A 26,885-nucleotide genomic window follows, 5' to 3' on the forward strand; every position below is an offset into this window, starting at 1 on the left:
GAGAAAAGCATGATTACACTATTTTTATCACCGAGTTGTACATCATGTCGTAAGGCAAAGGCTTGGTTAGAGACGCATAAAGTGCCCTTTCAAGAGCATAATATTATGACTAGTCCTTTAACAAGAAAAGAATTACAACATATTCTTTCCTTGACCGAAAATGGTACTGATGACATCATTTCAACTCGTTCAAAAATTTTTCAAAAATTGGATATTGATGTAGAGAGTATCTCAGTATCGGAGTTGCTTCAGTTGATTGAGCAATATCCTAGTCTTTTGCGTCGCCCAATTATTATAGATACCAAACGCATGCAGATCGGTTTTAATGAAGATGAGATTCGTGCTTTTCTCCCTCGTAGTTACCGTAAACAAGAATTGAAAGAAGCAACATTGAGAGCTGGTATAGGATAGATGAACAAACAGTATAGTTACCCACTAGATTTGTCGTGGAGCACTGAAGAACTTGCTTCAGTGCTTTCTTTTTTTAATGATGTTGAAGCTGCTTATGAAGATAAGGTAGAAGCAAAAAAACTGCTAGAGTCTTATAAGGAATTTAAGTCTGTGGTTCCAAGCAAAAGCGAAGAAAAGCGCTTAGGTCGCGAATTTGAGACGGCTAGCGGTTATTCCTGCTATCATGCAGTTCAATTAGCAAAAGAAAAAAGAGAAGGGAAGATTTCTCTTGGAAACTAAATTTGAATTTGCCAAACAGATTGTGCAGGAAGCTGCTGCCTATATTTTGGCTCACATGAAAGAAGATTTGCAGGTTGAGCGCAAGTCTTCACCTACCGACTTGGTGACGCGTTTGGACAAGGAGGTCCAGGAACTCTTGGTTGATCGGATCAAGTCCTCCTATCCTGAGGATTTGATTTGCGCGGAAGAGGGCTGTTTGCGTGCTGCGGTCGATCAAGGTTCTGTTTGGGTGATTGATCCCATTGACGGTACCAATAACTTTGTCGCTCAGCAGGAAGATTTTGCCGTGATGTTGGCTTATTTTGAGAATGGTGTGGGCAAATTTGGCATCATCTATGATGTTATGAAAGGTGATTGTTACCATGGTGGCGGTGCCTTTCCTCCTTGTCGCAATAATGAGCCCTTACCGCCTTTTAAAAAGAAGCCCCTCAGAGAATTCCTGATTGCTGGTAACTCAGGTATGTTTGAAAGCAATGAGTGGGGCCTGGCGGATTTGGGGCGAGCAGCATTGGGAGTCCGTGTCTACGGCAGTGCAGCCATTAGTTTTGCTAAGGTTTTATCGGGTCGTCTTCTGACTTATATTACCTACTTACAGCCATGGGATTACGCTGCAGCTAGTATTTTAGGGGAAAGTCTGGGTTATCGTCTTCTTACGGTATCGGGTGAACCTGCTGATTTTAAAACGCGTCAGCCTGTCATGATGGTGCCAATCGAGATGCAAGAAGAGATTCAGTCTTATATCTACGAAAGGAAAGAGAACTAAATGCAATTTCCAGAAGGATTTGTTGAAAAATATGAAGCAATACTAGACGATGAGGCAAGAGATTTTCTTGCCTCTTTTAAGCAGGAAGCGGTTTCGGCTTTTCGGGTTAATCCTTTAAAAGAAAGTCAATTGTCGTTTGCGGATGATATTCCAAATACACCTTGGGGACATTATGGCAAGGTCTCAGGGAAGTCACCAGAGCACGTGACGGGTCTCGTTTATTCACAAGAGCCTGCAGCCCAAATGGTGGCCCAGGTAGCTCAACCAAGTCCTGGCATGAAGGTCTTGGACTTGGCGGCAGCACCAGGTGGAAAATCCACTCAACTAGCAGCTTATCTGGCTAATCAAGGAGTCCTTGTTTCCAACGAAATTTCAAGCAAGCGTGCTAAGATTTTAGTGGAAAATATGGAGCGATTTGGAGCGACAAACGTTGTTGTAACCAATGAATCTGCTGATCGCTTGGCCAAGGTTTTTAAAGGTTACTTTGATGTGATTGTCCTTGATGCACCTTGCTCGGGTGAAGGAATGTTTCGTAAGCAGCCAGATGCCATGGATTATTGGAGTACCAATTATCCTAGCCAATGTGCCAGTCTCCAAAGAGAAATTTTAGAAGATGCAGTGACCATGCTTGCAGAAGGAGGGCGTTTGGTCTATTCGACCTGTACTTGGGCACCTGAGGAAAACGAAGAAATCGTCCACTGGTTGCTGGATACTTATGATTTTGAATTGCTTCCAGTCGAACATCTGAACGGTATGGTAGCAGGAATTGATCTTCCTGAAACGGCTCGGATGTACCCTCATCATTTCAAGGGAGAAGGTCAGTTTGTTGCCCACCTGCACTTTAAGGGAGAAAATCCAGCACCTAAATTCAAAGCTAGCAAGAGCAATCTCAGTCGTGAACAATTGGCTTTGTGGCAAGAATTTGCCCAAAAACACTTGCGGGTCAATCTAGCTGGTATCTTGCAGACTTTTGGAGATCAACTCTATCTTTTGCCAGAGATGCTACCTGATCTAGGGAAACTCAAAATTGCCCGAAATGGACTTCATCTGGGGACTTTTAAAAAGAAACGCTTTGAACCAAGCTTTGCTCTGGGATTAGCCTTGAAACCAAGCCAAGTAAAACAAAGTGTTGAAATCAATGATGAGGACTTTGTAAAATATGTGGCTGGTGAGACTGTTCAATTGTCTGAAGATCGACCAAATGGCTGGTACCAAGTTGTGGTTCAAGGAAACGGATTAGGCTTTGCCAAGGTAACGGGAAATGTTTTGAAAAATTATTATCCAAAAGGACTCAGATTCAGGTGAAAAAGCTAGTCAAAGAGCCTATTCTATGTTATAGTGGAAGTATGAGTTTTTTCTGATAGTCTTTCATTATTACTTATATTATACGATGGAATTTCCCGCTCTAAGAATGTCTAGATAAAATAAAGCGGGACAATCATTGATGATAATTGGATGATCAGGACAAACGGAAGAAATCAGAACATTTATCATTATGTTCAAGGAGAATAACAGTGAAAAAAAGAAAAAAGCTCGTCATGTCTCTTGCAGCACTTTTGATGGCAGGTTCTCTAGCAGGATGTGCTAGCTGGATTGATCGTGGAGAATCCATGACAGCCGTTGGTTCAACAGCTCTTCAGCCTCTTGTCGAAGCGGCAGCAGATGAATTTGGTTCTAGAAACATCGGAAAAACAGTCAATGTTCAAGGTGGTGGATCGGGTACAGGACTATCTCAAGTCCAGTCTGGAGCAGTAGACATCGGGAACTCTGACGTTTTTGCAGAGGAAAAAGAAGGAATCGATGCTTCAGCTCTAGTAGACCACAAGGTTGCAGTGGCTGGTCTTGCAGTGATTGTAAACAAAGAAGTGGATGTTGAAAATCTCACAACCGAGCAACTTCGCAAAATCTTTACAGGTGAAGTGACCAACTGGAAAGAAGTTGGGGGCAAAGACCTGGCCATTTCAATCATCAACCGAGCAGCAAGTTCTGGTTCACGAGCGACGTTTGATACGGTGGTTATGAATGGCCAATCTGCTATGCAGAGCCAGGAGCAGGATTCTAACGGGATGGTCAAGTCGATTGTATCCCAAACGCCTGGAGCCATTTCTTACCTAGCCTTTGCCTATGTAGATGACTCCGTGAAAAGCATGAAACTGAATGGGTATGAGCCTACGTCTGAGAATGTAACGACCAACAACTGGCCTTTGTGGTCTTATGAACATATGTACACACTTGGTCAGCCAAATGAGTTAGCTGCTGAATTCCTAAATTTCGTCCTTTCAGATGAAGCTCAAAATGGAATTGTTAAGGGGATGGGCTATATCTCTATCAATGAAATGAAAGTCCAAAAGGATGCTTCAGGTACCGTTACAGCAGTAGAAGGAGGTCAATAATGAATCAAGAAGAATTATCTAAAAAATTACTCTCTCCTTCAAAGAACTCTCGCCTTGAGAAGTTTGGTAAAGGTTTGACCTTCACTTGCCTTTCTTTGATTGTTATCATTGTGGCGATGATTTTGATTTTTGTAGCCCAAAAAGGCTTGTCGACTTTCTTTGTCAATGGAGTGAACATTTTTGATTTCCTCTTTGGACAAACTTGGAATCCTTCAGGGAAACAATTTGGTGCTCTTCCGATGATTTTGGGTTCCTTTATTGTGACGATTTTATCAGCTCTTATCGCAACACCCTTTGCTATTGGTGCTGCAGTATTTATGACAGAAGTATCACCAAAGGGTGCAAAGATTTTGCAACCGGCCATCGAACTTCTTGTCGGTATTCCTTCAGTCGTCTATGGATTTATCGGTTTGCAAGTTGTGGTGCCTTTTGTTCGTAGCGTCTTTGGTGGAACTGGTTTTGGGATCTTGTCAGGGATTTTCGTTCTCTTTGTCATGATTCTGCCAACTGTTACCTTTATGACAACAGACAGCTTGCGTGCTGTTCCTCGTCATTACCGTGAAGCTAGTTTAGCCATGGGAGCCACTCGTTGGCAAACCATCTGGCGTGTGACCTTGAAAGCAGCACGTTCAGGTATTTTCACTGCAGTGGTCTTTGGGATGGCGCGTGCCTTCGGTGAAGCCCTTGCTATTCAGATGGTGGTCGGAAACTCAGCAGTTATCCCAACCTCGTTAACAACACCAGCTGCGACTTTGACTTCTGTTTTGACTATGGGTATCGGAAATACCGTCATGGGTACAGTTGATAATAACGTACTCTGGTCACTGGCCTTGGTATTGCTCTTGATGAGTTTGGCCTTTAACAGTGTGATTAAATTGATTACGAAAGAAAGAGGAAAGAAAAACTATGCACGCTAAGAAATTAGATAAACTTGCAACAGCTGTCCTCTATACCATCGCGGGTATCATCGTGACCATCTTGGCGTCCTTGATTCTCTATATCCTGGTGAGAGGGTTACCGCATATCTCTTGGTCCTTCTTGACTGGGAAATCCTCCTCTTATCAAGCAGGTGGGGGTATCGGGATTCAGCTCTACAATTCCTTCTTCCTTCTGGTCATTACCTTGATCATTTCTGTTCCCCTGTCCATGGGAGCTGGCATTTTCCTTGCTGAGTATGCCAAAAAAGGGCCTGTGACCAATTTTATTCGTACCTGTATTGAGATTTTGTCTTCTCTACCATCAGTCGTTGTAGGTCTCTTTGGTTACTTGATTTTTGTAGTCCAGTTTGAGTATGGATTTTCAATCATTTCAGGTGCCTTGGCCTTGACGGTCTTTAACCTCCCTCAGATGACTCGAAATGTTGAGGACAGTTTAAAACACGTTCACCATACACAACGTGAGGCTGGTCTGGCCCTCGGAATTTCTCGTTGGGAGACTGTGGTCCATGTCGTCATTCCAGAAGCCCTTCCAGGTATCGTAACGGGTGTTGTCTTGGCCTCTGGCCGTATCTTTGGTGAGGCTGCCGCTCTTATCTATACGGCAGGACAATCCGCTCCAGCCCTTGACTGGTCTAACTGGAATATCCTCAGTGTTACCAGTCCTATCTCAATCTTCCGTCAAGCAGAAACCTTGGCAGTCCATATCTGGAAGGTCAACAGTGAAGGAACCATTCCTGATGCTACTATCGTATCAGCAGGTTCTGCCGCTGTGCTCCTCATCTTTATCTTGATTTTTAACTTTGGAGCACGCAAACTCGGAAGCTATTTACACAAGAAATTAACCGCTGCCTAAAGGAGAAGCCATGTCAAAATATAACTGGGATGAAAAGCATATCATCACCTTCCCTGAAGAAAAAGTGGCCCTCTCTACCAAGGATTTACATGTTTACTATGGTAAAAATGAATCCATCAAGGGCATCGATATGCAATTTGAAAAAAATAAAATTACAGCCTTGATTGGCCCCTCTGGATCAGGGAAATCTACTTATCTTCGCAGTCTCAATCGGATGAATGATACTATTGATATTGCCAAGGTCACAGGTCAAATCCTCTATCGAGGGATTGATGTTAATCGTCCAGAAATCAATGTCTATGAGATGCGCAAGCATATCGGAATGGTCTTTCAACGTCCAAATCCATTTGCTAAGTCTATTTATCGCAACATTACTTTTGCTCATGAACGTGCAGGTGTTAAGGACAAGAAAGTCCTTGATGAAATTGTAGAAACCTCTCTAAGACAGGCTGCCCTTTGGGATCAGGTCAAAGACGACCTCCACAAATCAGCCTTGATGCTTTCTGGAGGTCAGCAACAACGTCTCTGTATCGCTCGCGCCATCTCTGTTAAGCCAGATATCCTCTTGATGGATGAACCGGCTTCAGCCTTGGATCCAATTGCGACAGCCCAACTTGAAGAAACCATGTTGGAATTGAAGAAGGACTTTACCATCATCATCGTTACCCACAGTATGCAACAGGCTGCGCGTGCAAGTGACTACACAGGATTTTTCTACCTTGGTGATTTGATTGAGTATGATAAGACATCCAATATTTTCCAAAATGCTAAGTTACAGTCAACCAATGACTATGTAACGGGACACTTTGGTTAGAAAGGAAACGGTATGTCAGAAGCGATTTTACAGGTGTCAGACCTGTCCGTTTATTACAATAAAAAGAAGGCCTTGAATAGTGTTTCCCTTTCTTTCCAACCTAAGGAAATAACGGCCTTGATAGGTCCATCTGGATCAGGAAAGTCCACCCTACTCAAAGCTATCAACCGCATGGGCGATCTAAATCCTGAGGTGACAACAACGGGATCAGTGGTCTATAATGGTCACAATATCTACAGTCCCCGCACCGATACGGTTGAATTGCGTAAGGAAATCGGTATGGTCTTTCAACAGCCCAATCCCTTCCCTATGTCTATCTACGAAAATGTTGTCTATGGGCTACGTATCAATGGGGTTAAGAACAAGCAAGTTCTTGATGAAGCAGTGGAAAAGGCCCTGCAACGTGCTTCTATCTGGGATGAAGTAAAGGATCGTTTGCATGATTCGGCCATTGGTCTCTCAGGTGGACAACAACAACGTGTTTGTGTTGCTCGTGTCTTAGCAACCAGTCCGAAAATTATCCTCTTAGATGAACCAACTTCAGCTTTGGATCCTATTTCTGCAGGTAAGATTGAGGAAACCTTGTATGGTCTGAAAGATAAATACACCATGCTCTTGGTAACGCGTTCGATGCAACAAGCTTCTCGTATCTCTGATAAAACAGGATTTTTCCTAGATGGGGATTTAATCGAGTTTAACGATACGAAGAAGATGTTCCTAGACCCACAAAACAAGGAAACAGAAGATTATATTACAGGAAAATTTGGATAAGGAGTTGAATGATGTTACGATCTCAATTTGAAGAAGATTTGGAGAAATTGCACAACCAGTTCTATGCTATGGGACAAGAAGTGCTCTCGCAGATCAATCGTACAGTGCGTGCTTTTGTTACGCATGACCGTGATTTGGCAAAAGAAGTCATCGAAGACGATGCAGAAGTAAATGAATACGAAGTGAAGTTGGAAAAGAAATCATTTGAAATGATTGCCCTTCAACAACCTGTTTCGCAAGATCTTCGTACCGTCTTGACCGTTCTCAAGGCAGTGTCAGACGTAGAACGCATGGGAGATCATGCAGTGTCTATAGCTGAGGCGACCATTCGTATGAAGGGGGAGCAACGTATCCCTTCTGTTGAAGAAGAAATCAAAAAGATGGGACGCGACGTGAAAAACTTCGTCGAAGCGGCTCTAGATCTCTATCTCAACGGTTCTGTGGATCAAGCCTACGAAGTAGCAGCGATGGACGAAAAAATCAACCATTACTTTGATAGCATCCGTGATTTGGCTACAGAAGAAATTAGGAAAAATCCTGAAGCTATCGTTACAGGCCGTGATTACTTCCAGGTCATTTCTTTCTTGGAACGTATCGGAGACTACGCTAAAAATATCTGTGAATGGGTTGTTTACTTTGAAACAGGTAAGATTGTCGAACTATAAGAAACAGTTTAAATATACAGAACAAAGGCTGATTAGAATAAATCAGTCTTCTTTTTATGAAAAGAATTGTTTTACAATCAAAATCTCTAAAAGGGTTGACAACTATTTTTAAAAGAGTTATAATTATTCAGAATTAACAGAAAGGTCGTTTATTTATGAAATTTAAGAAATGGATATTAGTTGTGTGTAGCATGCTTGCCAGTGTGGTTTTAGTAGCTTGCCAGTCAGGAACAGATAGTTCTCAATCTGCTGTGGACGCTATTAAACAAAAAGGGAAGCTAGTTGTTGCGACCAGCCCAGACTATACGCCGTTTGAATTCCAAGCCTTGGTAGATGGTAAAAACCAAGTGGTTGGTGCAGATATTGATATGGCTCAAGCAATTGCAGACGAGCTTGGGGTTAAACTTGAAATCTCTAGCATGAGTTTTGACAATGTCTTGACCAGTCTTCAAACTGGAAAGGCTGACTTGGCCATTGCAGGAATTAGTGCTACAGATGAGAGAAAGGAAGTCTTTGACTTTTCAATCCCTTACTATGAAAATAAGATGAGTTTCTTGGTTAGAAAAGCCGATTTAGACAAATACAAGGATCTTACAAGCCTCGCAAGTGCCAATATCGCAGCTCAAAAGGGAACTGTGCCAGAAACCATGGTCAAGGAACAATTGCCAAATGCCCAGTTGACATCCTTGACCAATATGGGGGAAGCAGTCAATGAGTTGCAGGCTGGAAAAGTGGATGCTGTTCATATGGATGAACCAGTTGCTCTTAGCTACGCAGGTAAAAACTCGGACCTTGTCGTTGCATCTGTTAACTTGACGATGAAAGATGGCGAAGCCAATGCCGTTGCTATCAAGAAGGATCAATCAGACTTGAAAGCAGTAGTAGATAAGGTTATCCAAAAACTGAAAGATGACGGAACCTATCAAAAGTATCTAGAAAAGGCAGCGAAACTAACAGAAGTTGAACAATAAGAAAAAGCAGAGTTGGACTTTAATCCAATTCTGCTTTTATGTATCCTAATAGCTCTTCTAGATTTTCGAGAGAGACTTTGGCGAACTGATAAGGGCAGGTGTCCAAATAAGCCTTCTCAAAAAAGTCTAGTTTGAGTGAGCTGTGTTTCAAACTGGCAATCTTAGGATAGTTTCTCAAATCAAGGAGAAGGCCATCATGTAGAGGATAGTGGGGCAAGGGACAGGTGTTTTTTTCAAGTATTTCCTTAATCCGGGCCTGATAGTTCTCTTGAAGGGTAAGGCGGGCCAGTCGATTTTTGTCAAATAACTGGCTATCGATGTAAAGAGAAAGAGCCTTTTGCATGATGAGATTGCTGTCATAGTCCAGGATATTTTTGTAGGAAACAAAGGCCTCTTTTAGAGCATTTGGGAGAATGAGGGCGGTAATACGAAGGGCTGGAAAGAGACTGGTTGAGAAGGACTTGATATAAATGACCCGATCCTCAGTATCCAGATAGTGGAAGGTTTGGCCCTTTCTAGGATCTAGGTCCCCTAGATAGTCATCCTCGACGATATATACACCATACTGATTTGCTAGATCCAGAATAGCCCTTTTTTCCTGATCAGAATAGGAATGACCTAGAGGATAGTGGAAGCGAGGAATGGTGTAGAAAAACTTGATTTTCCCGGATTTGAATTGTTTTTCCAGTTCGTCAAGGTCAATCCCATCGATTCGGCGTTCAATGGTCCTGTAGGTCAATCCCTGGGCGACCAAGAGACGATTCATTCGGTGGTAAGTCGGCTGTTCAACCAAAATCTCCTCTCCCTGGCTCGGAAAGTTAATCTGAGAAAGGATAAAGAGAGCTTGCTGGGTACCAGATGTTAGAACCAGTTGGTCGGGTTTGCAGTAGAGGGCTTGGTTGAAAAGAAGTTGATGGACAGATTGTCTGAGTTCCTCAAGCCCTTCTTGGTTGTCATAGTAGTTGAAGAGGTAGTTTTCTCGGCCTATCAGGGTTTCATTGACACAGAGTCGGAAGTCGTCATAGGCACTAGCATGCTCGTCAGTGACTTCGATTTCCAAGTCTTGGTGCGGTCCTTGTTCTAGAACATAGTAGCCACTTTGGGGTTTGGCATAGAGGTATTGTTCATGGCGTAATTCCAGCAGGGCTCGTTGGATAGTGTCCTTGCTACAATGAAAGTCCAGACTCAGTTGACGGATAGAGGGAAGCCGGCTACCTGTTGGGAATTTTCCTGATTCGATCCCCTTTTTGAGAAAGGAAACGACTGCTTGGTATTTACTTTCTTTCTTCATTCCAGACCTCCGTTGATTTTGTTACATTGTACCTTTTTTTTGCCTCCTTTGCAATGGGAAAAGCATTTCTCCCTTTCACAACTAGGAGCAAATGTGGTATACTTAGAAAGTATGATGATTCATTGAACAGAAGATAAGAAAGAGAATGGATAGAAAAGTGCAGGAACCGGTTAAATTATTTCAATACAATACTCTAGGTGCCCTAATGGCAGGTCTCTATGGTGGAACCATGACAGTGGGAGAATTGCTGGAACATGGTGATCTTGGTTTGGGGACTTTGGATTCGATTGACGGGGAGTTGATTGTCCTTGATGGCAAAGCTTATCAAGCCAAGGGGTCTGGTCAAACGCCTGAAATCGTTGAAGTGGCAGCGGATGCCCTTATTCCCTATGCAGCAGTGGTTCCTCATCAGGCAGAAGTGATTTTTCGTCAGCGCTTTGAGATGACGGATAAGGAATTAGAAAAGCGGATTGAGTCCTACTATGATGGGGAAAATCTTTTTCGTTCCATCAAAATTCATGGCGAATTTTCACAAATGCACGTACGGATGATTCCTAAATCCACTCCTGATACCAAGTTTGCTGATGTCGCGACTCACCAACCTGAATATAGCCGTGAAAATGTATCGGGAACCATTGTTGGATTTTGGACACCGGAAATTTTCCATGGGGTGAGTGTTGCAGGCTACCATTTGCATTTTATCTCAGATGATTTGACCTTTGGTGGGCATGTGATGGACTTTGTTATCAAAGAAGGAATGATTGAGGTTGGGGCAGTCGACCAGTTGGACCAACGTTTTCCAGTCCAAGATCGCCAGTATTTATTTGCCAAATTTAACGTTGACGAGATGAAGAAAGATATTGATAAGTCAGAATAGGAGAAAAAGATGACAGTACATATTATCCTTACCATGATCGCTTTGGTTCTCATTCTAGTAAGTGGAACTTGGTATGCCAAAAAACGGTTTAAAATCTCTCTTGCAGTGATGGGCTTGGGGGCAATCGCATTTTTTGTTTCTTCTCAAGTGTTAGAGAAGATGGTTCACCTTCTGGTACTCCATCCGCAAAAAGATGGAACCATTCCGCTTATGCAGGAGCAGCCTTTCTTATATGTCCTTTATGGAATCGCTATGGCGGCCCTCTTTGAGGAAACAGCTCGTCTTGTCTTTTTTAAATGGTTGGAGAAAAAGAGAAAGCTAGAAGATCGAGATGCTTTGGCTTATGGTTTGGGACATGGGGGCTTGGAGATGCTCTATCTCGGAATGGGAAGTTTGATCAGTCTTTTGATCCTCTTTTCACTCATCCAGTCTTCAAATACTGATGTAGCCAATCTCCTTCCAAAGGCTACACTCGAAACGGTCCAGTCTCTTTCTGTATGGCAGGTTTATTTACTAGGAGTTGAGCGTGTGCTTGCCTTAGTTCTCCAAATCGGTCTTTCCATCTGGGTCTATCAAAGTGTCCGCCAAAAGAAATGGATCTACCTCCTTGCTGCCTATGGTTTGCATGCCTTGTTTGACTTGGCTCCAGCCTTATCTCAAGTAGGATGGATTGCAAATCCGCTTCTAGTTGAGTTTGTTCTTCTCGTAGAACTTTTAGTCTTTATCTGGCTGACAAAATCTACATTTTGGAAAAAATCATAAAAAGAGGGGTGACCTCTTTTTTTATGTAATGATAAAACAAGCTCTTTTTATGGTCGTCAAATGTCTCTAAAAATGGTATAATGGAATGAATTTTGAAAAAGGAAGAGTGACATGTTAGTAAAAGAAAAAATACTTGAAATCCTAGAAGGAATCGATATTCGTTTTAAGGAACCTTTGAAGACCTATACCTATACCAAGGTAGGAGGTCGAGCGGATTATCTAGTTTTGCCACGCAATCGCTATGAGATGGCTCGTGTCGTCCAATTTGCCAATCAAGAGAATATTCCCTGGATGGTGCTAGGAAATGCTAGTAATATCATCGTTCGTGAAGGTGGGATCCGTGGATTTGTCATCTTGTGTGATAAGCTTAATAACGTTTCGGTTGATGGCTATACCATCGAAGCGGAAGCAGGAGCGAACTTGATCGAAACAACACGTATTGCCCTCCGTCATAGTTTGACTGGTTTTGAGTTTGCTTGTGGGATTCCTGGAAGCATCGGAGGAGCTGTCTTTATGAATGCGGGAGCCTATGGAGGAGAGATTGCTCATATCTTGCAGTCTTGTCAAATTTTGACCAAGGAAGGGGAAATCAAGACCTTGTCAGTCAAGGATTTGGCTTTTGGTTACCGTCATTCAGCTATTCAGGATTCTGGGGCCATTGTCTTGTCAGCTAAATTTGCCCTATCTCCAGGGAATCATCAGGTTATCAAGCAAGAAATGGACCGCTTGACGCACCTACGTGAACTCAAACAACCTCTAGAATACCCATCTTGTGGTTCAGTCTTTAAGCGTCCAGTTGGGCATTTTGCAGGTCAGTTGATCTCAGAGGCTGGCCTGAAGGGCTATCGAATCGGTGGTGTGGAAGTATCTGAAAAACACGCAGGTTTCATGATCAATGTTGCTGACGGAACGGCCAAAGACTATGAAGACTTGATCCAATCTGTTATCGAAAAAGTCAAGGAACACTCAGGTGTCACCCTTGAGAGAGAAGTCCGAATCTTGGGTGAGAAGGAATAAGGTTGGGGTAGAAAAGTTGCTGCTATAACCATTGTAAAGGGGGTGAAAGCCTATCGTTAGTGAAAATGTATGTAGGCAGTTTAATCTCCTACACGAGGTAGTAGCGGCCTGACAGAGCCCTGATCTGTTAATTTATGAAAAAGAAGGAATTTATGACAATTGAAAAAACCAATTATTGAATTCAACAACGTCTCTAAAGTTTTTGAAGACAGCAACACCAAGGTTCTCAAAGACATTAACTTTGAGTTGGAAGAAGGGAAATTTTACACTCTTTTGGGCGCATCTGGTTCAGGAAAATCAACCATTCTAAATATCATTGCAGGTTTACTGGATGCGACGACAGGGGATATTTTACTGGATGGGGTGCGAATCAACGACATCCCAACTAATAAACGAGATGTCCATACCGTCTTCCAATCCTATGCCTTGTTTCCACATATGAATGTGTTTGAAAATGTTGCCTTTCCACTCCGCTTGCGTAAAATCAACAAGAAAGAAATCGAACAACGCGTAGCGGAAGTTCTCAAGATGGTTCAGTTGGAAGGTTACGAGAAGCGTTCCATTCGTAAACTCTCTGGAGGACAACGTCAGCGTGTGGCCATTGCCCGTGCCATCATCAACCAACCCCGTGTGGTTTTGTTGGATGAGCCTTTGTCAGCGCTGGACTTGAAATTGCGAACAGACATGCAGTATGAACTGCGTGAATTGCAACAACGATTGGGGATTACCTTTGTCTTTGTCACTCATGATCAGGAAGAAGCCCTTGCTATGAGTGACTGGATTTTCGTTATGAACGATGGCGAGATTGTTCAGTCTGGAACGCCTGTGGACATCTATGATGAGCCGATTAACCACTTTGTTGCCACCTTTATCGGTGAGTCCAACATCTTGCCAGGAACTATGATTGAGGACTACTTGGTCGAGTTCAATGGTAAACGCTTCGAAGCAGTCGACGGGGGGATGAAGCCAAATGAGCCTGTGGAAGTTGTTATTCGTCCAGAGGACTTACGAATCACTCTTCCTGAAGAAGGCAAGCTCCAAGTTAAGGTGGATACTCAGCTTTTCCGTGGGGTTCACTACGAGATTATCGCCTATGATGAACTTGGCAATGAATGGATGATCCACTCGACTCGTAAGGCCATTGTGGGCGAAGAAATCGGTCTGGACTTTGAACCAGAAGATATCCACATCATGCGTCTCAACGAAACCGAAGAAGAGTTCGATGCTCGTATCGAGGAGTACGTAGAAATCGAAGAGCAAGAAGCAGGTCTGATTAACGCGATCGAGGAGGAAAGAGATGAAGAAAACAACCTCTAAACTCTTTGTAGTGCCCTACATGCTTTGGATTGCCCTCTTTGTTCTCGCACCCTTGGTCTTGATTTTCGGTCAATCCTTTTTCAACATCGAAGGGCAGTTTAGTTTAGAAAACTACAAATCCTACTTTGCATCACAAAACTTGACCTATCTCAAAATGAGCTTCAACTCTGTGCTTTATGCGGGGATTGTGACTCTAGTGACACTTCTTATCAGCTATCCAACAGCCCTCTTTTTAACCCGTCTCAAGCACCGTCAACTCTGGCTCATGCTGATCATCCTGCCGACTTGGATTAATTTGCTCCTTAAGGCTTATGCCTTTATCGGGATTTTTGGTCAAAATGGCTCCATTAACCAATTCTTGGAATTTATCGGAATCGGTTCGCAACAGTTGCTCTTTACTGATTTCTCCTTTATTTTTGTCGCAAGCTATATCGAGCTTCCCTTTATGATTTTGCCTATCTTCAATGTTTTGGACGATATGGACAACAATCTCATCAATGCCAGCTATGACCTCGGTGCGACCAAGTGGGAAACTTTCCGCCATGTTATTTTCCCTCTGTCTATGAATGGAGTGAGAAGTGGGGTTCAGTCTGTCTTTATCCCGAGTTTGAGTCTCTTCATGCTGACACGTTTGATTGGTGGGAACCGTGTTATCACGCTGGGAACGGCTATTGAGCAGAACTTCCTGACCAATGACAACTACGGAATGGGTTCTACCATCGGTGTAATCCTCATCCTGACCATGTTCATCACCATGTGGGTGACCAAGGAAAGGAGAGAACGATGAAAAAATTTGCCAATCTCTACATAGCCTTTGTCTTTATCATCCTTTATTTGCCAATTTTTTACTTGATTGGCTATGCCTTTAATGCAGGGGATGATATGAACAGCTTTACAGGCTTTAGCTTGAGCCATTTTAAAACCATGTTTGGTGATGGTCGCCTCATGTTGATCCTCACCCAAACCTTTTTCTTGGCCTTTCTATCTGCCTTGATTGCGACCATTATCGGGACTTTCGGTGCTATTTACATATACCAGTCTCGTAAGAAATACCAAGAAGCCTTTTTATCACTCAATAATATCCTCATGGTTGCGCCTGACGTTATGATTGGTGCCAGCTTCTTGATTCTCTTTACCCAGCTTAAGTTTTCACTTGGCTTTTTGACGGTTCTATCTAGTCACGTGGCCTTTTCCATCCCTATCGTGGTCTTGATGGTCTTGCCTCGTCTCAAGGAAATGAATGATGATATGATTCACGCGGCTTATGACCTTGGTGCCAGCCAGTTTCAGATGTTCAAGGAAATCATGCTTCCTTATCTGACACCTTCTATCATTGCAGGTTATTTCATGGCCTTCACCTATTCGCTAGATGACTTTGCCGTAACCTTCTTTGTGACAGGGAATGGCTTTTCGACCCTATCAGTTGAAATCTACTCTCGTGCTCGTAAGGGGATTTCGTTAGAGATTAATGCACTGTCTGCACTCGTCTTTCTCTTTAGTATTATCCTAGTTGTTGGATATTACTTTATTTCACGTGAGAAGGAGGAGCAAGCATGAAAAAACTCTATTCATTTTTAGCAGGAATTGTAGCGATTATCCTTGTCTTGTGGGGAATTGCGACTCATCTAGATAGTAAAATCAATAGCCGAGATAGTCAGAAATTGGTTATTTACAACTGGGGGGACTATATCGATCCAGAACTCTTGGAGCAATTCACAGAAGAAACAGGTATTCAAGTCCAGTATGAGACCTTTGATTCCAATGAAGCCATGTATACCAAGATTAAGCAAGGTGGAACGACCTACGATATTGCCATCCCAAGTGAGTACATGATTAATAAGATGAAGGATGAAGATCTCTTGGTTCCTCTTGATTATTCAAAAATTGAAGGAATCGAAAATATCGGACCAGAGTTCCTCAACCAGTCTTTTGACCCGGGCAATAAATTTTCAATCCCATACTTCTGGGGAACTTTGGGAATTGTCTACAATGAAACTATGGTAGATGAGGCGCCTGAGCATTGGGATGACCTCTGGAAGCCAGAATACAAGGATTCCATCATGCTCTTTGATGGGGCGCGTGAGGTGCTGGGACTCGGGCTTAACTCACTTGGTTACAGCCTCAACTCAAAGGATCCTCAGCAGTTGGAAGAGACAGTAGACAAACTCTACAAATTGACTCCAAATATCAAGGCCATTGTAGCCGACGAGATGAAGGGTTACATGATTCAGAACAATGCGGCCATCGGTGTGACCTTCTCTGGGGAAGCCAGCCAGATGTTGGAGAAAAATCCTAATCTCAAGTATGTCGTTCCGACTGAGGCCAGCAATCTCTGGTTTGATAACATGGTCATTCCAAAAACCGTGAAAAACCAAGATGCCGCCTATGCCTTTATCAACTTTATGTTGAAACCTGAAAATGCTCTGAAAAATGCGGAGTATGTGGGTTATTCAACACCAAACCTACCAGCCAAGGAAATGCTCCCAGAGGAGACCAAGGAAGACAAATCCTTCTATCCAGACGCTGATACCATGAAACACCTAGAAGTTTATGAGAAGTTTGACCATAAATGGACAGGCAAATATAGCGATCTCTTCCTACAGTTTAAAATGTATCGGAAGTAGGAGTGATGGTTTATTGTCGGCTTTTCCAGTTGACGCAGAACCCAAAAAACGATATAATAGTAGAGTTGAGAATTGATTTTCAGTTGTCTTAGTCCAGAGAATTGGCGGTGCTGCAAGCCATCTAAGCTAGGAAGTCATGCTACTCAATCAGACAATTGCATAAGAATAAGAGAATGACAAGTTCATTGAATGAAGGTGGTACCGCGGTTTTTCGCCCTTCGTGATATGGACTTGTCTTTTGATTTTTGGAGGTGTTTATGAAGACATTTCTCGTGAAACAAAAGTTTCGTCTTGGAGGCGAACGCTTCGATATTAAAGATGATAGAGGAGTAGTAAATTATCAGGTAGAGGGCTCTTTCTTCCAAATTCCTAAGACCTTTACCATCTATGACGCCTATGGTGAGCAAGTAAGTGAGATTAGTAAAGAATTTTTCACTTTGCTTCCTCGCTTTACTATCCAGTTACGAAACGGTTCCAATTTCGTCATTCGTAAGAAGTTGACCTTCTTTCGAGATAAGTATGAGTTTGATGATCTAGGGCTTCGTATCGAGGGCAATATCTGGGATTTGAATTTCAAATTGCTGGATGACCGCGACCAAGTGATTGCCGAAATTCGGAAAGAGATTTTCCATTTGACCTCAACTTACACCGTAACCGTCTATGAAGACTCTTATGCAGACCTAGTCATTTCCCTCTGTGTCGCGATTGACTATGTGGAGATGCTGGAAAGCCAATCAAATTAAACAAGTAATAAGGAGATATTATGAAACAACTATCTAGTGCTCAAGTTCGCCAAATGTGGCTTGATTTCTGGGCAAGCAAAGGACACTCTGTAGAACCATCAGTCAGCTTGGTTCCTGTAAATGACCCAACTCTTTTGTGGATTAACTCTGGGGTAGCAACCCTTAAGAAATACTTTGACGGAACCATTATCCCTGAAAACCCACGTATTACCAATGCGCAGAAAGCTATCCGTACCAATGACATCGAAAATGTCGGAAAAACAGCTCGCCACCATACTATGTTTGAAATGTTGGGGAACTTCTCTATCGGGGATTACTTTCGTGACGAAGCCATCACTTGGGCTTATGAGCTTTTGACCAGCCCAGAATGGTTTGATTTTCCTGCTGAAAAACTGTACATGACCTACTATCCAGACGATAAGGATTCTTATAACCGCTGGATTGAAGTAGGAGTGGACCCAAGCCACTTGATCCCAATCGAAGACAACTTCTGGGAAATCGGTGCTGGACCTTCTGGACCTGATACAGAAATCTTCTTTGACCGTGGAGAAGCATTTGACCCAGAAAATATTGGTATTCGTCTGCTTGCAGAAGATATCGAAAACGACCGTTACATCGAAATCTGGAATATCGTTTTGTCACAATTTAACGCTGATCCTGCTGTTCCTCGTAGCGAATACAAAGAATTGCCACACAAGAACATTGATACGGGCGCTGGTTTGGAACGTTTGGTGGCGGTTATCCAAGGAGCTAAGACCAACTTTGAAACAGACCTCTTCATGCCAATCATCCGTGAAGTTGAGAAATTGTCTGGTAAGGTTTATGACCAAGATGGCGACAATATGAGCTTTAAGGTTATCGCTGACCACATCCGTTCCCTTTCATTTGCTATCGGTGATGGTGCCCTTCCAGGAAACGAAGGTCGTGGTTATGTTCTTCGTCGTTTGCTCCGTCGTGCTTCCATGCACGGTCAAAAACTGGGCATCAACGAGCCTTTCCTTTACAAACTCGTTCCAACTGTTGGAAAAATCATGGAAAGCTATTACCCAGAAGTGCTTGAAAAACGTGACTTTATCGAAAAAATCATCAAGAGCGAAGAAGAGTCATTTGCCCGTACCCTTCACTCAGGTCAACACTTTGCAGAAACCATTGTAGCTGATTTGAAAGAAAAAGGCCAAACGGTTATTGCTGGTCAAGATGTCTTCAAACTCTACGACACTTACGGATTCCCAGTGGAGTTGACAGAAGAAATCGCTGAAGAAGCAGGGATGACTGTCGACCGTGAAGGATTTGAAGCAGCCATGAAAGAGCAGCAAGAACGTGCGCGTGCGTCAGCTGTCAAAGGTGGTTCAATGGGAATGCAAAATGAAACCCTTCAAAACATTACAGTGGAAAGTGTCTTCAACTACAATGCCAGCCAATTGCCTTCTAAGTTGGTGGCTATCGTAGCGGACAATGCTGAAGTAGAAGCTGTTTCAGAAGGAACTGCCTCTCTCATCTTTGCAGAGACTCCATTCTACGCTGAAATGGGTGGACAGGTAGCTGACCACGGTCAAATCTTGGATGCAGCAGGGAACCTTGTAGCGACTGTAACGGACGTGCAAAAAGCACCAAACGGACAAGCTCTTCATACTGTCGAAGTTCTTGCACCACTTGCTTTGAATCAAGAATACACCTTGGCCATCGACAGCAATCGTCGTCACCGTGTCATGAAAAACCACACTGCGACTCACTTGCTTCACGCTGCCCTTCACAATATCCTTGGTCACCATGCGACACAAGCAGGATCTCTGAACGAAGTTGAATTCCTTCGCTTTGACTTTACGCACTTCCAAGCCGTAACTCCTGAAGAATTGCGCGCCATTGAACAGCAAGTTAATGAGAAAATTTGGGAAGCAATTGCTGTAGAAACTGTTGAAACAGATATTGATACTGCCAAGGAAATGGGAGCGATGGCCCTCTTTGGTGAGAAATACGGAAAAGAAGTCCGTGTTGTTACAATCGGTGACTACTCTATCGAGCTTTGTGGTGGTACCCACGTTGGCAACACTTCTGAGATTGGCCTCTTCAAGATTGTCAAAGAAGAAGGGATTGGTTCAGGAACTCGCCGTATCTTGGCGGTAACTGGTAAGGAAGCCTTTGAAGCCTACCGTGAACAAGAAGACGCTCTTAAAGCTGTTGCAGCAACCTTGAAAGCACCTCAACTCAAGGAAGTGCCTCACAAGGTTGAAGGTCTTCAAGAGCAACTCCGTCAATTGCAAAAAGAAAATGCAGAATTGAAGGAAAAAGCCGCAGCCGCAGCCGCAGGTGATGTCTTCAAGAATGTTCAAGAAGCAAACGGACACCGTTACATTGCGAGTCAAGTTTCTGTATCAGATGCAGGTGCTCTTCGTACCTTTGCGGATAACTGGAAACAAAAAGACTACTCTGACGTGGTTGTCCTAGTTGCAGCAATTGGTGGCAAGGTGAACGTTCTAGTAGCTAGCAAGACAAAAGATGTGCATGCAGGAAACCTGATCAAAGAATTGGCTCCAATCGTTGATGGACGTGGTGGTGGTAAACCAGACATGGCCATGGCAGGAGGAAGCAACCAAGCTAAAATCCAAGAATTGTTGGATGCAGTAGCAGGTAAATTGTAAGACAATAAAGATCTATCCATTTGGGTAGGTCTTTTTGTGCATACAAAAAAGCCAAACCCGGTTGGATCTGGCTTGTACCTGATAGGTTTATTTTGCTGCCCAGACACTGACTGAACCCGCTGCTACTGGAAATTCTCCATAACCTTCAGCATTGATTGTAACTTGTGCTGGGTGATTTTTAAGGAGGTCAACAAAGGTATGGTCAGCCCATTCTTGCCCGACAAACATAGATTTGCTGTTTTCTTGGTCATTGGAGATAAGGACAGCGATTGGGGATTGATGTTCAGCACCTGAACGAACCCAACCGATACAGTTAGCATCGTCAAAGTAGTCTGTTTGCTCTCCATAGGCCAAGTCTTTTCGGATGGCTAGGAGACGGTCAAGAACTTCTCTGAAATCTTGTTGAGCAAATTGCCCTGAAATACCGTAATAATCTCCGTAAAAGACACATGGAAGCCCATCTTGGCGTAATAGAATAAGGGCATAGGCTGCTGGCTTGAACCATTCTTCAACAGTAGACTCAAGGGCTTGTCCTCGTTGAGTATCATGGTTGTCAACGAAAGTGACAGCCTTGTCAGGCTTGAGTTCAACCAAGCTATCAGTAAAGATAGTACGAAGGTCGTAGCTTGCTCCAGCCTGACTAGCTTCAAAGAGGTTTTGGTGGAGGCGAACATCGACAAGGTCAAAACGTTCTTCTGTTTTCTCAAGATAGTCTAGATTGGCTTCCTTGTCTGGATTCCAAAATTCCCCAAAAACATAGAAATCTTGACCGTATTTTTCCTTCATATCACGGATGAAATTGCCCATAAAGAAGGAGTCGATGTGCTTAACGGCATCCAAGCGGAAACCTGCCACTCCAGTCGTTTCCATGAACCAGTCAGCCCAGTCATAGATATTTTGGATGACTTCAGGATGCTTAAAGTCCAGGTCAGCATACATGAGGTAGTCGTAGTTGCCGTTTTCGTTATCGACCAATTCCTCATTTGCCCAGCCTTTGTTGTCTCCCTGGATCAGGTAAATGCCAGATTTACGGCGCTTGGCATCGTAGTCTGTACCTGTGAAGTGGTACCAGTGCCAGTGGAAGTCATTGTAGATATCTTGGCGGCCATCGAAAGTAAAGTGAGTCCAGCCATTGATAGTAAAGGGTTCGCTTAGTTGAACAGTACGATCCTCAGGATCCACTTCAATAACCTGAAAGGCTTCCATATGATCGGCAGCAGCCTTGTGATTGAGCACCACATCAGCCATAGGTTGAATTCCCTGTGCCTTTAGGGATTGAATGGCTTGAAGATAGTCTTCTTTAACCCCATACTTGGTACGGACAGTTCCTTTTTGGTGAAATTCGCCTAGGTCAAAAAGATCGTAAACACCATAGCCTACATCTTTTTCGTTGGTTGCCTTGAAGGCAGGTGGCATCCAGATATGGCTGATACCAAGGCTTGCTAGGTGCTCTGCGTCATTTGTTAGTCGAGCCCAGTGCTGGCCGTCATGAGGCAGATACCATTCAAAGTATTGCATAAGTGTCTGATTTTGCATTGTTTTTCCTCTTGCTTATCAATGTTGTGTTTTATTCTACCATAAAGTTTAGAACTAGGCAAACGTTTGCGCAAGATTCTATACTCATTTCTGAAATTGTCTATTTTTAGCGCGTGGAAACTCTCCTTCCACTACAAGGGAGAGAATATCTTGGCGAGAAAGTAAATGGAATAAACTTATTTTAATAAAAATGACACTCAGTAAACTAAAGTACAACTGGTTAAACGGTTTCTTTTTTGAGAATTGTCACAAAATTTGCTATAATAGTAGCTATGAATAGAATTAGGGTCAGCAGACGTGTTGAAAAAAAGCTAGCTAAGGGTCTAGTTCTTTTGGAAGCAAGTGATTTAACAGATATTGAACTGACAGATCAGGCAGTAGAAGTTCTTAGTCAAGACGGGAAGTTTTTAGGGAGTGCCTATCTTTCCCAGCAGAACAAGGGAATCGGTTGGTTCATCAGTAAGGAAAAGGTTCGTTTCAATCAAGCCTTTTTTGAGATTCTGTTTCGTAAGGCCAAGGAAGCCAGAAAGCCTTATTATCAAGATGACTTGACTACTGCCTTTCGCCTTTTTAACCAAGAGGGGGATGGTTTTGGTGGTCTGACTATTGATCTCTATGGAGATTATGCTGTATTTTCTTGGTACAACTCCTTTGTTTACCAGATTCGTGAGCTGATCGTAAAGGCTTTTAAAGAAGTTTTTCCTGAGGTCTTGGGGGCTTATGAGAAGATTCGTTTTAAAGGTCTAGACTACGAGTCTGCCCATGTTTATGGTGAGGAAGCGCTAGATGATTTTACTGTTCTTGAGAATGGCGTGCTCTATCAAGTCTTTATGAATGATGGCTTGATGACAGGGATTTTCCTAGACCAGCATGAGGTTCGAGGGAGTCTGGTAGACGGTCTAGCAATGAGCAAATCCTTGCTCAATATGTTTTCCTATACGGCTGCCTTTTCTGTTGCTGCAGCTATGGGAGGCGCTAGTGAGACGACTTCTGTCGATTTGGCCAAACGGTCCAGAGAGCTGTCAGAAGCTCATTTTCAGGCAAATGGACTCAGCACGGACAATCATCGTTTTATCGTCATGGATGTCTTTGAGTACTTCAAGTATGCCAAGAGAAAAGGCTTGACCTATGATGTGATTGTTCTTGATCCGCCGAGCTTTGCCCGCAATAAAAAACAAACATTCTCTGTAGCTAAGGACTATCACAAGTTGATTTCCCAGAGTCTAGAGATTTTAAATCCGGGAGGCATTATCATTGCCAGTACCAATGCTGCCAATGTTTCCCGCCAGAAATTCACAGAACAAATTGATAAAGGTTTTGCAGGAAGAAGATATCAGGTCTTAAACCAATATGGTCTTCCAGCTGACTTTGCCTATAATAAAAAAGATGAAAGCAGTAATTACCTCAAGGTGATTAGTATGAAGGTTAGTAAATGAAATTAGTCGTCTCAGTAATGCCAAGAAGTTTAGAAGAAGCGCAAGAACTGGATGCTACTAGGTATGAAGATGCCGATATCATTGAGTGGCGTGCGGACTTTCTTACAAAGGACGCTATTTTACAGGTAGCACCCGCTATCTTTGAGAAATTTGCAGGACGCGAACTTGTCTTTACCCTTCGAACCCGCGCTGAGGGAGGAGAAATCGAACTTTCCTCAGAAGAGTATGTTCAAATCATTAAGGAAGTTACTCAGCTTTATCAGCCGGATTATGTAGATTTTGAGTATTTCAGCTACAAGGACGTTTTTGAGGAAATGTTGGATTTTCCAAATCTCGTATTGAGTTATCATAATTTCCAGGAGACACCTGAAAACATGATGGAGATTTTGTCTGAGTTAACCAGTCTCTCTCCCAAAGTGGTCAAGGTATCAGTTATGGCCCATACGGAGCAAGATGTTTTAGACCTGATGAATTACACTCGAGGATTTAAAACACTCAACCCTGAGCAAGAGTACGTGACCATTTCCATGGGGAAAATGGGCAAGGTATCACGTATTACTTCAGATGTGACGGGTTCAAGTTGGTCATTTGCTAGTCTGGATGAAGCGAGTGCCCCAGGTCAGATTTCGCTATCAAACATGAAGAAAATCAGGGAGATTTTGGATGAAGCTTGATGGCTATACGCGTTTAGCTGCAGTTGTTGCCAATCCCATTAAACACTCTATTTCACCCTTCATCCACAATAGAGCCTTTGAGGCGACAGCTATTAATGGTGCCTATGTAGCTTGGGAGATTGAAGCGGGTGATTTGGCAGAAACAGTCGCCAATATTCGCCGTTACCAGATGTTTGGCATCAACCTGTCTATGCCTTACAAGGAGCAAGTGATTCCTTATCTGGATGAGTTGAGTGATGAGGCTCGTTTGATTGGGGCGGTCAACACAGTTGTTAATCAAGACGGAACGTTAATTGGATATAATACAGATGGCAAGGGATTTTTTAAGAGCTTGCCTTCTTTTACAATCTCGGATAAGAAAATGACCATTCTGGGCGCAGGTGGTGCGGCCAAATCAATCTTGGCACAAGCCATTTTGGATGGCGTCAGTCAAATTTCAGTCTTTGTTCGTTCAGTTTCTATGGAAAAAACAAGACCTTACCTAGATAAGTTGCAGGACCAAACAGGATTTAAAGTGGACTTGTATGCTTTAGAAGATCTTTCTGAACTCCAATCAAGGATTGCCGAGTCGGACTTGCTCGTCAATGCGACCAGTGTAGGGATGGATGGCAAATCATCCCCAGTTCCTGAAAGCATAGTCTTACCAGAGGCTCTCTTGGTGGCAGATATCATTTACCAACCCTTTGAGACGCCATTTTTGAATTGGGCTAGAAGTCAGGGCAATCCAGCCGTCAATGGCCTGGGGATGTTGCTCTATCAAGCTGCTGAAGCTTTTCAACTGTGGACAGGTAAAGAAATGCCGACAGATGAGATTTGGCAGTCCTTAACAGAAAAATATAAATAGTGAAAAGGAGACCCTACTATGAAAATCAGAATCGATATTCCGCATCATCCTTATGATATTCAGATTGAAAAAGGTTGTCTGGCTCAGGCTGGTCAATGGTTGCGAGAATTCTGGCAACCACAAAAAGTGGTTATCGTAACCGACAACCATGTAGCTTCTCTCTATGCAGAGAAGGTTAAACTCAGCCTAGAAGATGCTGGTTTTCAGGTAGCTGTTTTTGACTTTTTAGAAGGCGAAGAACGAAAAAATTTAACCACTGTTCAGAAGGTCTATGAATTTCTAGTTAAGCAAGGTTTAACTCGTAGCGATGGAATCGTGGCTCTAGGTGGTGGTGTCGTTGGGGACCTGGCTGGTTTCGTAACCTCTACCTATATGCGGGGGATTCACTTTGTTCAGATTCCGACTAGTTTGACTGCTCAGGTTGATTCTTCTATCGGCGGAAAGACGGGTGTCAATACTCCTTTTGCTAAGAATATGGTGGGGACCTTTGCCCAACCGGATGGGGTTCTGATTGACCCGCTTGTCCTTGAAACTCTTGGGAGAAGAGAGCTGATTGAAGGAATGGGGGAGGTCATCAAGTATGGCTTGATTGAGGATCCAGAACTGTGGGCTCTCTTGACGGAGCTAGATGGTTCTGTAGAGAGTATTCTGGAACATGCAGAGACTTTGATTGAACATTCTTGTCAGGTTAAGCGCAAGATGGTGGTTGAGGATGAGTTGGACAATGGTGTTCGCCTTTACCTCAATTTTGGGCACACTATTGGCCATGCTATTGAAGCGACTGCCGGTTATGGCAAAGTCATGCATGGTGAGGCTGTGGCCATGGGAATGGTGCAGATTGCCAAGGTTGCTGAGGGAAAAGGCCTCATGTCAGAAGGAATAACCCAGTCCATTACAGAGATGTGTCAGAAATTTGGACTACCTGTTGACTATGAAAACTGGGATGTTGACAAGCTTTATCAAGCTTTGACTCATGACAAGAAAGCGCGTGGCAATACCTTGAAATTGGTCTTGGTACCAGAGCTTGGTTCAGCGACCATTCACCCAGTTTCTCTGGAAGAGATGAAAGACTACTTGGTAAAATAAGGAGAGTGTATGAGATATTTAACTGCAGGAGAATCACACGGACCCCGTCTGACAGCTATTATCGAGGGAATTCCCGCTGGACTTCCTTTGACAGCTGAGGATATTAATGGAGACCTTAAACGCCGTCAGGGTGGCTACGGTCGTGGTGGCCGTATGAAGATTGAGAGTGACCAGGTTGTCTTTACTTCGGGAGTTCGTCACGGGAAAACGACAGGGGCTCCCATTACCATGGATGTCATCAACAAAGACCACCAAAAATGGCTGGACATCATGTCTGCAGAAGACATCGAAGACCGTCTCAAAAGCAAGCGAAAAATCACTCATCCTCGTCCAGGTCACGCCGACTTGGTAGGGGGGATCAAGTATCGTTTTGATGATTTACGAAATTCTTTGGAACGTTCATCAGCTCGTGAAACCACCATGCGAGTAGCAGTTGGAGCAGTAGCCAAACGTCTCTTAACTGAACTGGATATGGAGATTGCTAATCATGTCGTGGTCTTTGGTGGCAAGGAAATCGATGTTCCTGAAAATCTAACAGTCGCTGAGATTAAGGAACGAGCTGCTCAGTCTGAAGTTTCTATTGTCAACCAAGAACGAGAACAAGAAATCAAGGACTATATTGACCAAATCAAACGTGACGGTGATACCATTGGTGGGGTTGTGGAGACAGTCGTCGGAGGCGTTCCAGTTGGCCTTGGATCCTATGTTCAATGGGACAGAAAATTGGATGCGCGATTGGCCCAAGCAGTTGTCTCTATCAATGCCTTTAAAGGGGTGGAATTTGGTCTCGGCTTTGAAGCTGGTTACCGCAAAGGCAGCCAGGTTATGGATGAAATTCTCTGGTCTAAAGAAGACGGCTATACTCGCCGTACCAATAATCTGGGTGGTTTCGAAGGTGGTATGACCAATGGGCAACCGATTGTTGTTCGTGGTGTTATGAAACCCATTCCTACTCTTTACAAACCATTGATGAGTGTGGATATCGAAACCCACGAACCTTACAAGGCAACCGTGGAGAGAAGTGATCCGACCGCTCTGCCAGCAGCTGGGGTAGTCATGGAAGCTGTTGTAGCAACGGTTCTGGCACAAGAAATCCTTGAAAAATTCTCATCAGATAATCTTGAAGAATTAAAAGAGGCAGTTGCCAAGCACCGAGACTATACAAAGAACTATTAAGGAGT

At 43.4% G+C, this 26,885-nt stretch carries 27 protein-coding genes; 25 read left to right on the forward strand and 2 right to left on the reverse strand.

Going from position 1 to position 26,885, the window contains the following annotated elements:
• Window positions 1–9: 9 nt before the first annotated feature.
• The 11 genes from I6H78_RS08805 (at window position 10) to I6H78_RS08855 (ending at window position 8,858) form a co-directional block, all read left to right on the forward strand.
• Window positions 10–411 (forward strand): Spx/MgsR family RNA polymerase-binding regulatory protein, encoded by a 402-nt coding sequence (locus I6H78_RS08805; RefSeq protein ID WP_000631261.1) that lies wholly within the window; start codon window positions 10–12, stop codon window positions 409–411.
• Window positions 412–690 carry a UPF0223 family protein gene (locus tag I6H78_RS08810; protein WP_084926065.1) on the forward strand — a complete coding sequence of 93 codons (279 nt, stop codon included), beginning with the start codon at window positions 412–414 and terminating at the stop codon, window positions 688–690. It abuts the gene before it with no gap.
• On the forward strand, window positions 680–1,453 hold the full coding sequence (locus I6H78_RS08815) for an inositol monophosphatase family protein (protein WP_125398181.1): 774 nt from the start codon (window positions 680–682) through the stop codon (window positions 1,451–1,453). Before I6H78_RS08810 ends, I6H78_RS08815 begins: the two co-directional genes overlap by 11 nt.
• Window positions 1,454–2,758, forward strand: coding sequence for an RsmF rRNA methyltransferase first C-terminal domain-containing protein (locus I6H78_RS08820; RefSeq protein ID WP_198459449.1), 1,305 nt, complete (start codon window positions 1,454–1,456; stop codon window positions 2,756–2,758).
• A 209-nt stretch (window positions 2,759–2,967) separates the two neighbouring features.
• A complete protein-coding gene (locus I6H78_RS08825; protein ID WP_007520299.1) occupies window positions 2,968–3,846 on the forward strand; it encodes a phosphate ABC transporter substrate-binding protein PstS in 879 nt (292 codons plus the stop codon).
• Window positions 3,846–4,763 carry a phosphate ABC transporter permease subunit PstC gene (gene pstC, locus I6H78_RS08830; RefSeq protein WP_001070951.1) on the forward strand — a complete coding sequence of 306 codons (918 nt, stop codon included), beginning with the start codon at window positions 3,846–3,848 and terminating at the stop codon, window positions 4,761–4,763. Before I6H78_RS08825 ends, pstC begins: the two co-directional genes overlap by 1 nt.
• Window positions 4,753–5,637, forward strand: a complete 885-nt coding sequence (gene pstA / locus I6H78_RS08835) for a phosphate ABC transporter permease PstA (RefSeq protein ID WP_198459450.1) — start codon at window positions 4,753–4,755, stop codon at window positions 5,635–5,637. Before pstC ends, pstA begins: the two co-directional genes overlap by 11 nt.
• Window positions 5,638–5,647: 10 nt before the next feature.
• Window positions 5,648–6,451 (forward strand): phosphate ABC transporter ATP-binding protein PstB, encoded by an 804-nt coding sequence (pstB, locus tag I6H78_RS08840; RefSeq protein ID WP_000049851.1) that lies wholly within the window; start codon window positions 5,648–5,650, stop codon window positions 6,449–6,451.
• Window positions 6,452–6,463: 12 nt separating this feature from the next.
• Window positions 6,464–7,222 carry a phosphate ABC transporter ATP-binding protein PstB gene (gene pstB, locus I6H78_RS08845; protein WP_125398178.1) on the forward strand — a complete coding sequence of 253 codons (759 nt, stop codon included), beginning with the start codon at window positions 6,464–6,466 and terminating at the stop codon, window positions 7,220–7,222.
• A gap of 11 nt (window positions 7,223–7,233) precedes the next feature.
• Window positions 7,234–7,887, forward strand: coding sequence for a phosphate signaling complex protein PhoU (gene phoU, locus I6H78_RS08850; RefSeq protein ID WP_000946469.1), 654 nt, complete (start codon window positions 7,234–7,236; stop codon window positions 7,885–7,887).
• Window positions 7,888–8,042: 155 nt separating this feature from the next.
• Complete coding sequence (locus tag I6H78_RS08855; RefSeq protein WP_125398176.1) at window positions 8,043–8,858, forward strand: ABC transporter substrate-binding protein; 816 nt, start codon at window positions 8,043–8,045, stop codon at window positions 8,856–8,858.
• A gap of 19 nt (window positions 8,859–8,877) precedes the next feature.
• On the opposite strand, the gene I6H78_RS08860 is transcribed toward I6H78_RS08855, so the two are convergent.
• Entirely contained in the window at window positions 8,878–10,149 is a 1,272-nt protein-coding gene (locus I6H78_RS08860) for an aminotransferase-like domain-containing protein (RefSeq protein ID WP_198459451.1), read from the reverse strand.
• Between the two features lie 145 nt (window positions 10,150–10,294).
• On the opposite strand from I6H78_RS08860, the gene budA reads away from it, so the two are divergent.
• From budA to alaS, 9 genes are all read left to right on the forward strand, one after another.
• Entirely contained in the window at window positions 10,295–11,026 is a 732-nt protein-coding gene (budA, locus tag I6H78_RS08865; RefSeq protein WP_000375405.1) for an acetolactate decarboxylase, read from the forward strand.
• A 9-nt stretch (window positions 11,027–11,035) separates the two neighbouring features.
• Complete coding sequence (locus I6H78_RS08870) at window positions 11,036–11,788, forward strand: YhfC family intramembrane metalloprotease (protein WP_198459452.1); 753 nt, start codon at window positions 11,036–11,038, stop codon at window positions 11,786–11,788.
• 111 nt (window positions 11,789–11,899) lie between these two features.
• Window positions 11,900–12,805 carry a UDP-N-acetylmuramate dehydrogenase gene (murB, locus tag I6H78_RS08875; RefSeq protein WP_198459453.1) on the forward strand — a complete coding sequence of 302 codons (906 nt, stop codon included), beginning with the start codon at window positions 11,900–11,902 and terminating at the stop codon, window positions 12,803–12,805.
• Between the two features lie 159 nt (window positions 12,806–12,964).
• Window positions 12,965–14,122, forward strand: a complete 1,158-nt coding sequence (locus tag I6H78_RS08880) for an ABC transporter ATP-binding protein (protein ID WP_198459454.1) — start codon at window positions 12,965–12,967, stop codon at window positions 14,120–14,122.
• On the forward strand, window positions 14,103–14,909 hold the full coding sequence (locus I6H78_RS08885) for an ABC transporter permease (protein ID WP_000754114.1): 807 nt from the start codon (window positions 14,103–14,105) through the stop codon (window positions 14,907–14,909). Before I6H78_RS08880 ends, I6H78_RS08885 begins: the two co-directional genes overlap by 20 nt.
• A complete protein-coding gene (locus tag I6H78_RS08890) occupies window positions 14,906–15,679 on the forward strand; it encodes an ABC transporter permease (protein ID WP_198459455.1) in 774 nt (257 codons plus the stop codon). The genes I6H78_RS08885 and I6H78_RS08890 overlap by 4 nt, the downstream gene beginning before the upstream one ends.
• Window positions 15,676–16,746, forward strand: coding sequence for an ABC transporter substrate-binding protein (locus I6H78_RS08895; protein ID WP_198459456.1), 1,071 nt, complete (start codon window positions 15,676–15,678; stop codon window positions 16,744–16,746). The genes I6H78_RS08890 and I6H78_RS08895 overlap by 4 nt, the downstream gene beginning before the upstream one ends.
• 257 nt (window positions 16,747–17,003) lie before the next feature.
• Window positions 17,004–17,489, forward strand: coding sequence for an LURP-one-related/scramblase family protein (locus I6H78_RS08900; protein WP_000847083.1), 486 nt, complete (start codon window positions 17,004–17,006; stop codon window positions 17,487–17,489).
• Between the two features lie 20 nt (window positions 17,490–17,509).
• Window positions 17,510–20,128 (forward strand): alanine--tRNA ligase, encoded by a 2,619-nt coding sequence (gene alaS, locus I6H78_RS08905; protein WP_198459457.1) that lies wholly within the window; start codon window positions 17,510–17,512, stop codon window positions 20,126–20,128.
• A gap of 87 nt (window positions 20,129–20,215) precedes the next feature.
• Here alaS and I6H78_RS08910 read toward each other — a convergent pair whose 3' ends face one another.
• Window positions 20,216–21,664 (reverse strand): alpha-amylase, encoded by a 1,449-nt coding sequence (locus I6H78_RS08910; RefSeq protein WP_198459458.1) that lies wholly within the window; start codon window positions 21,662–21,664, stop codon window positions 20,216–20,218.
• A 272-nt stretch (window positions 21,665–21,936) separates the two neighbouring features.
• On the opposite strand from I6H78_RS08910, the gene I6H78_RS08915 reads away from it, so the two are divergent.
• From I6H78_RS08915 to aroC, 5 genes are read left to right on the forward strand one after another with little or no spacing between them, the layout of a single operon-like run.
• The gene (locus I6H78_RS08915; RefSeq protein ID WP_198459459.1) at window positions 21,937–23,100 is read left to right on the forward strand and encodes a class I SAM-dependent rRNA methyltransferase; all 1,164 of its coding nucleotides are present in this window, start codon (window positions 21,937–21,939) and stop codon (window positions 23,098–23,100) included.
• A complete protein-coding gene (gene aroD, locus I6H78_RS08920; protein WP_000780376.1) occupies window positions 23,097–23,774 on the forward strand; it encodes a type I 3-dehydroquinate dehydratase in 678 nt (225 codons plus the stop codon). The genes I6H78_RS08915 and aroD overlap by 4 nt, the downstream gene beginning before the upstream one ends.
• Window positions 23,764–24,618 (forward strand): shikimate dehydrogenase, encoded by an 855-nt coding sequence (locus tag I6H78_RS08925; protein ID WP_198459460.1) that lies wholly within the window; start codon window positions 23,764–23,766, stop codon window positions 24,616–24,618. The genes aroD and I6H78_RS08925 overlap by 11 nt, the downstream gene beginning before the upstream one ends.
• Window positions 24,619–24,636: 18 nt before the next feature.
• Window positions 24,637–25,704: a 3-dehydroquinate synthase gene (gene aroB, locus I6H78_RS08930; protein ID WP_198459461.1), complete on the forward strand. Its 1,068-nt coding sequence runs from the start codon at window positions 24,637–24,639 to the stop codon at window positions 25,702–25,704.
• A gap of 9 nt (window positions 25,705–25,713) precedes the next feature.
• Window positions 25,714–26,880 carry a chorismate synthase gene (gene aroC / locus I6H78_RS08935; protein ID WP_198459462.1) on the forward strand — a complete coding sequence of 389 codons (1,167 nt, stop codon included), beginning with the start codon at window positions 25,714–25,716 and terminating at the stop codon, window positions 26,878–26,880.
• Window positions 26,881–26,885 lie beyond the last annotated feature (5 nt).

Origin of the sequence: Streptococcus oralis (assembly GCF_016127915.1) — a bacterium.
GTDB lineage: Bacteria > Bacillota > Bacilli > Lactobacillales > Streptococcaceae > Streptococcus > Streptococcus oralis_BO.

Excerpts from the sequence above, each read along its gene's own strand:
- pstB (WP_125398178.1), top strand. The coding sequence starts at position 6,464 with ATGTCAGAAGCGATTTTACAGGTGTCAGACCTGTCCGTTTATTACAAT.
- aroD (WP_000780376.1), top strand. The coding sequence starts at position 23,097 with ATGAAATTAGTCGTCTCAGTAATGCCAAGAAGTTTAGAAGAAGCGCAA.
- budA (WP_000375405.1), top strand. The coding sequence starts at position 10,295 with ATGGATAGAAAAGTGCAGGAACCGGTTAAATTATTTCAATACAATACT.
- I6H78_RS08855 (WP_125398176.1), top strand. The coding sequence starts at position 8,043 with ATGAAATTTAAGAAATGGATATTAGTTGTGTGTAGCATGCTTGCCAGT.
- I6H78_RS08810 (WP_084926065.1), top strand. The coding sequence starts at position 412 with ATGAACAAACAGTATAGTTACCCACTAGATTTGTCGTGGAGCACTGAA.
- I6H78_RS08805 (WP_000631261.1), top strand. The coding sequence starts at position 10 with ATGATTACACTATTTTTATCACCGAGTTGTACATCATGTCGTAAGGCA.
- aroC (WP_198459462.1), top strand. The coding sequence starts at position 25,714 with ATGAGATATTTAACTGCAGGAGAATCACACGGACCCCGTCTGACAGCT.
- murB (WP_198459453.1), top strand. The coding sequence starts at position 11,900 with ATGTTAGTAAAAGAAAAAATACTTGAAATCCTAGAAGGAATCGATATT.
- I6H78_RS08895 (WP_198459456.1), top strand. The coding sequence starts at position 15,676 with ATGAAAAAACTCTATTCATTTTTAGCAGGAATTGTAGCGATTATCCTT.
- I6H78_RS08820 (WP_198459449.1), top strand. The coding sequence starts at position 1,454 with ATGCAATTTCCAGAAGGATTTGTTGAAAAATATGAAGCAATACTAGAC.
- I6H78_RS08860 (WP_198459451.1), bottom strand. The coding sequence starts at position 10,149 with ATGAAGAAAGAAAGTAAATACCAAGCAGTCGTTTCCTTTCTCAAAAAG.
- I6H78_RS08870 (WP_198459452.1), top strand. The coding sequence starts at position 11,036 with ATGACAGTACATATTATCCTTACCATGATCGCTTTGGTTCTCATTCTA.
- pstC (WP_001070951.1), top strand. The coding sequence starts at position 3,846 with ATGAATCAAGAAGAATTATCTAAAAAATTACTCTCTCCTTCAAAGAAC.
- I6H78_RS08885 (WP_000754114.1), top strand. The coding sequence starts at position 14,103 with ATGAAGAAAACAACCTCTAAACTCTTTGTAGTGCCCTACATGCTTTGG.
- pstB (WP_000049851.1), top strand. The coding sequence starts at position 5,648 with ATGTCAAAATATAACTGGGATGAAAAGCATATCATCACCTTCCCTGAA.
- I6H78_RS08915 (WP_198459459.1), top strand. The coding sequence starts at position 21,937 with ATGAATAGAATTAGGGTCAGCAGACGTGTTGAAAAAAAGCTAGCTAAG.
- phoU (WP_000946469.1), top strand. The coding sequence starts at position 7,234 with ATGTTACGATCTCAATTTGAAGAAGATTTGGAGAAATTGCACAACCAG.
- alaS (WP_198459457.1), top strand. The coding sequence starts at position 17,510 with ATGAAACAACTATCTAGTGCTCAAGTTCGCCAAATGTGGCTTGATTTC.
- I6H78_RS08890 (WP_198459455.1), top strand. The coding sequence starts at position 14,906 with ATGAAAAAATTTGCCAATCTCTACATAGCCTTTGTCTTTATCATCCTT.
- I6H78_RS08910 (WP_198459458.1), bottom strand. The coding sequence starts at position 21,664 with ATGCAAAATCAGACACTTATGCAATACTTTGAATGGTATCTGCCTCAT.
- pstA (WP_198459450.1), top strand. The coding sequence starts at position 4,753 with ATGCACGCTAAGAAATTAGATAAACTTGCAACAGCTGTCCTCTATACC.
- I6H78_RS08925 (WP_198459460.1), top strand. The coding sequence starts at position 23,764 with ATGAAGCTTGATGGCTATACGCGTTTAGCTGCAGTTGTTGCCAATCCC.
- aroB (WP_198459461.1), top strand. The coding sequence starts at position 24,637 with ATGAAAATCAGAATCGATATTCCGCATCATCCTTATGATATTCAGATT.
- I6H78_RS08900 (WP_000847083.1), top strand. The coding sequence starts at position 17,004 with ATGAAGACATTTCTCGTGAAACAAAAGTTTCGTCTTGGAGGCGAACGC.